The organism is Microcoleus sp. Aus8_D2 (assembly GCF_036702665.1).
In the GTDB taxonomy this organism is placed as follows: domain Bacteria; phylum Cyanobacteriota; class Cyanobacteriia; order Cyanobacteriales; family Microcoleaceae; genus Microcoleus.
In genome coordinates, this window is record NZ_JAUBUN010000025.1 from 50,526 (window position 1) to 55,934 (window position 5,409).

Here is a 5,409-nt window from a genome sequence, read left to right on the forward strand (position 1 = left end):
TTTCTGGGAGTCGCGGTGCGTAAAGTGCACAAAAAGTCGATCGCCCGTTTCCCCAAAGTCGATCGCCCGTTTGCCGAAAAGTCGATCGCCCAAAACTAGCTACATTCAGACTGACGAGGAGGCCGAGAAACCGGGTTTTTCTCGACAAGACGCGCTACCACCAACAGATTCACAAAAAACCCGGTTTCTGGGAGTCGGAGTGCGTAAATCCCGTGCACGAAAAAGTCGATCGCGCATTTGCCGAAAAGTCGATCGCACATTTGCCGAAAAGTCGATCGACCAAAACTAGCTACATTCAGACTGACGAGGAGGCCGAGAAACCGGGTTTTTCACGACAAGACGCGCTACAACCGACAGATTCACAAAAACCCGGTTTCTGGGAGTCGCAGCGCGTAAATCTCGTGAAAAAGTCGATCGCACATTTGCCGAAAAGTCGATCGCCCGATCGCACTAAAACCCTTTGTATCTGTCGTCGATCGCCGAGGCTTCTTCCCCCTAAATCCCCCTTAAGAAGGGGGACTTTGAGCGCTTCTTGTCCCCCCCTTCTTTAAGGGGGAGTAGGGGGCAAGCTAAGGGGGGATCTGGCCCTAATCGCCCGATCGACCCTCGAATGCGACGATCGCATCTAACAATCGTAAATACGGCAAAAGAGGACACCGCACCGTGCCGTTTCCCTACCCCAAAAATTCATCGCCCTACCCCAAAAAATCATCGCAAATTTGTCTCAAACATCGCCCAAATCCCCCATTCCCTCCAAACGCAGGAAATGCACCCTACCCGATTGATCGCCCGCTACAACTGTCACTCCATCAGGCGCGATCGCACAACACTCAAATTCATAATCTCCGCTGAAACTAGCAACCTCCTCACCGCTGAGCAGATCCCAGACTTTCAGGGTGTAATCGTAGGAAGCGGAAATTGCGGTTTTGCCATTCGGCGCGATCGCCACTGCATTTACCGCAGAAGTATGACCCGTGAGAGTTATCAGTAAAGTGCCACTGTTGATATCCCAGATTTTCAGGGTGTTATCCCTGGAAGCGGAAATAGCGGTTTTGCCGTCGGGTGCGATCGCGACTGCTCTTACCGACCAAGTATGATCCGTGAGAGTTCTCAGAGATTTGCCACTGTCAATGTCCCAGATTTTTATGGTTTTATCCGAGGAAGCCGAAATCGCTGTTTTGCCGTCGGATGCGATCGCCACTGCATTTACCCAGTCAGTATGAGCGGTGAGAGTTTTCAGGGAGTTGCCACTCTCCATATCCCAGATTTTCAGAGTGTTATTCCACGAAGCGGAAATTGCGGTTTTGCCGTCTGGTGCGATCGCCACTGCTTTTACCGCAGAAATATTAGCGGTGATAGTTTTCAGGGATGTACCACTGTCGATATCCCAGATTTTCAGCTTTTCATGAGAAGCGGAAATTGCTATTTTGCTGTCCGGTGCGATCGCCACTGCATATACCGACCAAGTATGACCGGTGAGAGTTCTCAGGGAAGTGCCGCTGTCAATGTCCCAAATTTTCAGAGTGTTATCGTTTGAAGCGGAAATCGCTGTTTTTCCGTCTGGTGCGATCGCCACTGCTCGTACCGCAGAAGTATGACCGGTGATATTTCTCAGGGATATTCCACTATTAGTATCCCAGATTTTCAGAGTTTTATCGTTTGAAGCGGAAATTGCAGTTTTGCCATCTGGTGCGATCGCCACTGCTGTTACCGCAGAAGTATGACCGATGAGAGTTTTCAATGATGTACCGCTATCGATGTCCCAGATTTTCAGGGTTGTATCCCTTGAAGCTGAAATTGCTATTCTGCTCTCCCATGCGATCGCCACTGCATATACGAACTCAGTATGACCAGTGAGAGTTCTCAGTAAAGTACCGCTACTGATGTCCCAGATTTTCAAAGTTTTATCTCTGGAAGCGGAAATGGCTATTTTGCCGTCCGGTGCGATCGCGACTGCTACCAAGTCAGAATCACTGATGAGAGTTCTGACTTGCGTGCCACTGTCAGTATCCCAGACTATCAGGGTTTTATCGTTTGAAGCTGAAATTGCGGTTTTGCCGTTTGGTGCGATCGTCACTGCATTTACCCAATCAGTATGAGCGATCAGAGTTCTCAGTAGAGTACCGCTGTCCATGTCCCAGATTTTCAGGGTTTTATCGTTTGAAGCTGAAATTGCGTTTTTGCCGTCCGGTGCGATCGCCACTGCATATACCGCAGAAGTATGACCGGTGAGAGTTCTCAGGGATGTACCGCTGTCGATATCCCAGATTTTCAGGGTTTTATCCGCTGAAGCTGAAATTGCGGTTTTGCCGTTTGGTGCGATCGCCACTGAATATACCGTGCTAGTGTGACCGATAAAAGTTTTCAGTTGAGTGCCACTGTCGATATCCCAGACTTTCAGGGTATTATCGTCTGAACCAGAAATTGCTGTTAGACCGTCCGGTGCGATCGTCACTATGTATATCGCAGAAGTATGACCGACAAGCGTCCGCAACGCACCTTCTCCAGGCCGTTCTAAACTAGCCTTCAAAGGCCGCAACCAAGGACGATCTTTGGACTGCTTTGCTTGTGCCAGCATTGCCTGAATCCCAGGCATTTCAAAATCCAGCAACCTTCCCCATAAATGCTCTACAAGCTGCCTTTTATCCTTATCCAAAATATGCGCCGACTTCCGAATTGCCCCTTGAATCAACTTCAGAGTTTCACCTTGCTCCCGAGACAGCAACACATCAGAAATGATCGCCAAATCGTAATCCTCAATTAACGCTTGTACCCCCAACGCCTCCAACTTCGCCTCAATAAAATCGAAATCCGTCAACAATTGATGCAGCCTTTCCCCTTGAACACTCTCGGCCAAATGTCCCGGCAGAGTTTCCAAAGCATAAAGCCGCTTTTGCTGCGACATTTTCCCCAACCGTTCTTTAAACTTACTCATCGCCGTACAAATCCTCCCACAAATTATCAGAAATCGCCGTTTCAATATCCCGCAGCGACACCCCAGCTTTCTGCACTACATCTTTGCGGTGGAGAAATCTTTGGAAACTCGCGTGATAGATACTGTAATCAGGAGAACGATCGCCGCTGCGCCGCAAAAACTGCTCCCAATCATCGAGAACTTCCTGCACATCTAAAGCATCTTCCTCAGCAAAATCCGCCAAAATATCGCAAGAAACCGGCTTGCGAGTTTTGGTCAACAAATAAATAACCTTCAACTTCCGGCGGCGCAATTCTTTATCCTTAACCGCCATTTCCATCCGCGCCCAGTGCTTCTCATAATATCCTTCCAACTCCCTCGGCAAATCTTGCAAACTGACATCGCTGTACTTGCCACTGTCGATATCATTCAGCACGTAGCGGAGGTACATAAAATTATTTTGGCTTTTCTCTGCCACAACTGCCACAAACTGTTCCCGGCTCAAATTTTGACGGTCAATCCAATTCTGAATTGACGAACTATGGCTGGTGAATTTTTCAATATAAGCCTTGACATCTTTCAGACTTTCGGCACTGAACTGCATTAAATCAAAAACCTGATGATTCGCCGGCATTGGCAGAAATTCCGGCCGCTTCGAGACAATAAAATAAACGTTATCCGGCAAAGAATCCGGCAAATAGAGGACATTGCTACTGCGTCCCTGCAAACTCAAATCCACTTCATCCAGCGCATCCACCACAAAAATCAACTTTTTGCCGTTCAACTTAGCGCTAACTTCCCCCAACAACCGACTTAAAAAATTGCCATCTCTCGTCGCATTCTCCGGCAATCTTGGATAATCGAGTTTAAAGCCTTGAATTAACTGAGTGCAGGTATTTTCCAGAAATTGTTCTGCCCGGACAATGCCTTGAGATTGCGAGTTAAAATGGGCAACGCAGCGCCGCTTCAGCAGCAGCACGCACATCGCCATAATTGAACTTTTCCCAACTCCCGGATCTGCTTCTAAAACAAAATACCCTTTCCGATTGTCCAGCAAAAAGTGGCTCATTGCTTCAAACACAAATTTGCGGCCGGTAAAGTCTTGAACTTTCTCATTAATAATCGTCTCGCACTCGTAGGGAAGCGGCAATTTCGGCGCGGAAGTATCAACTAATCTTTGCAGCACGTCCTGTATTTGCCCTAAATCAGATCGGATGCCAATTTCTATTGATGCCAATTTCGCCATGACTTGACAAATCTGCTGTCCAGTTGCCACAGCCTCCAATTTGTCGAGGATTTCGCCATTTTGCAGTCCCAAATCTTTGAGCTGGGCCAAAGCAACTTGGTGCAGATTCAACACCATCGCCGCAAACTTCTGCCCGCCAGTCTCGGCATCCTGTTTCAGCACTTCCCGAAACGCTTGCGGGAAAGTTGCGTGCAGTTTCTGCGCGACAAACTGCACGATTTTACCATCGAAGGATTTGCCCTCACTCGCTGCGAATCCGCTGACAAAAATCCCCCAATCTTCCGCAGTCAATCCGGTAACTTCATCAAAGTTATCGGCAGAAAAAATCTTAGTAAGTTGGTCTTCGGAAATTTTTAAAACACTTGACGAATCGGTAATTTGTGTGTTAATATTGAGCCAATATGTAATACTTTCCTCGGCTAATTGGTTGAGTGCTTTTTTAGGATCGGGCAAATGCTTGGATTCGGCAAGTTCTTTCAATTCAGTCGATCGCGCCACGGACTTGAGAATATAGCCGATCGCCTCACCAGCCGCTCTAGTCAAATCGTGATTGTCCAGGATATGCTTATTCTTGGCCAAGCGATCGACCATTGTGTTGCCAAGTTCCGTCGCCAGCAGATTGCCCGTCAAACTAGCAGCGATCGTCGATAAGGCAGAAACACCCACAACTGCGATCGGGCCGCCCATCGCGGTAGCAGCAGCAGCCCCCGGCCCGCCGAGTACACTAGAAATAACCTGCCCGACAATCATCACCGAACTGCATCCGAGTAACCTAGTTTTAATATTGGCTAAATCTATCTGTGGCATAATTTAAATATTTTTCTCACTTTGCCGTAGTTTAGCGCGGTGAGAGAATTGCCACAACTGAGAAATGTGCAAAAAGTGCGATCGAATTCTGTGGATGCGTGAGGGCAGTTTTCCGAGATGCGGTAGGGGCGGGTTCGCCAACATCTCTAATACTCACAAACAATTCAGATAAACCCGCCCCCACACAACCAATAACCTACATCAACCTTGATTTATATCAAATGTGCAAAATTGCGATCGAAATTCTGTCGTTGGGTGGGGGCGGGTTTTTGAGATTTTCGGTTATTAGCAGAGATGGTTGGCGAACCCGCCCCTACGGATTTTGGGAATTTTTGTTGTTGTTAAAGGCAGTTTCCGAGATGCGTTAGGGGCGGGTTCGCCAACATCTCTAATACTCACAAACAATTCAGATAAACCCGCCCCCACACAACCAATAACCTAC

3 protein-coding genes are annotated in these 5,409 nt (G+C 47.9%); 1 reads left to right on the forward strand and 2 read right to left on the reverse strand.

The window, feature by feature from the left end:
• Positions 1-212: 212 nt before the first annotated feature.
• On the forward strand, positions 213-551 hold the full coding sequence (locus QUB64_RS19775; protein WP_333269281.1) for a hypothetical protein: 339 nt from the start codon (positions 213-215) through the stop codon (positions 549-551).
• A gap of 173 nt (positions 552-724) precedes the next feature.
• Here QUB64_RS19775 and QUB64_RS19780 read toward each other — a convergent pair whose 3' ends face one another.
• Together QUB64_RS19780 and QUB64_RS19785 are read right to left on the reverse strand one after the other, a co-directional pair.
• Positions 725-2,935, reverse strand: coding sequence for a hypothetical protein (locus tag QUB64_RS19780; protein ID WP_333269280.1), 2,211 nt, complete (start codon positions 2,933-2,935; stop codon positions 725-727).
• Complete coding sequence (locus tag QUB64_RS19785; protein ID WP_333269279.1) at positions 2,928-4,967, reverse strand: ATP-binding protein; 2,040 nt, start codon at positions 4,965-4,967, stop codon at positions 2,928-2,930. The genes QUB64_RS19780 and QUB64_RS19785 overlap by 8 nt, the downstream gene beginning before the upstream one ends.
• Positions 4,968-5,409 lie beyond the last annotated feature (442 nt).

Bases quoted from the DNA above. Each gene is read 5' to 3' on its own strand.
- QUB64_RS19780 (WP_333269280.1), bottom strand. From the start codon at position 2,935: ATGAGTAAGTTTAAAGAACGGTTGGGGAAAATGTCGCAGCAAAAGCGG.
- QUB64_RS19785 (WP_333269279.1), bottom strand. From the start codon at position 4,967: ATGCCACAGATAGATTTAGCCAATATTAAAACTAGGTTACTCGGATGC.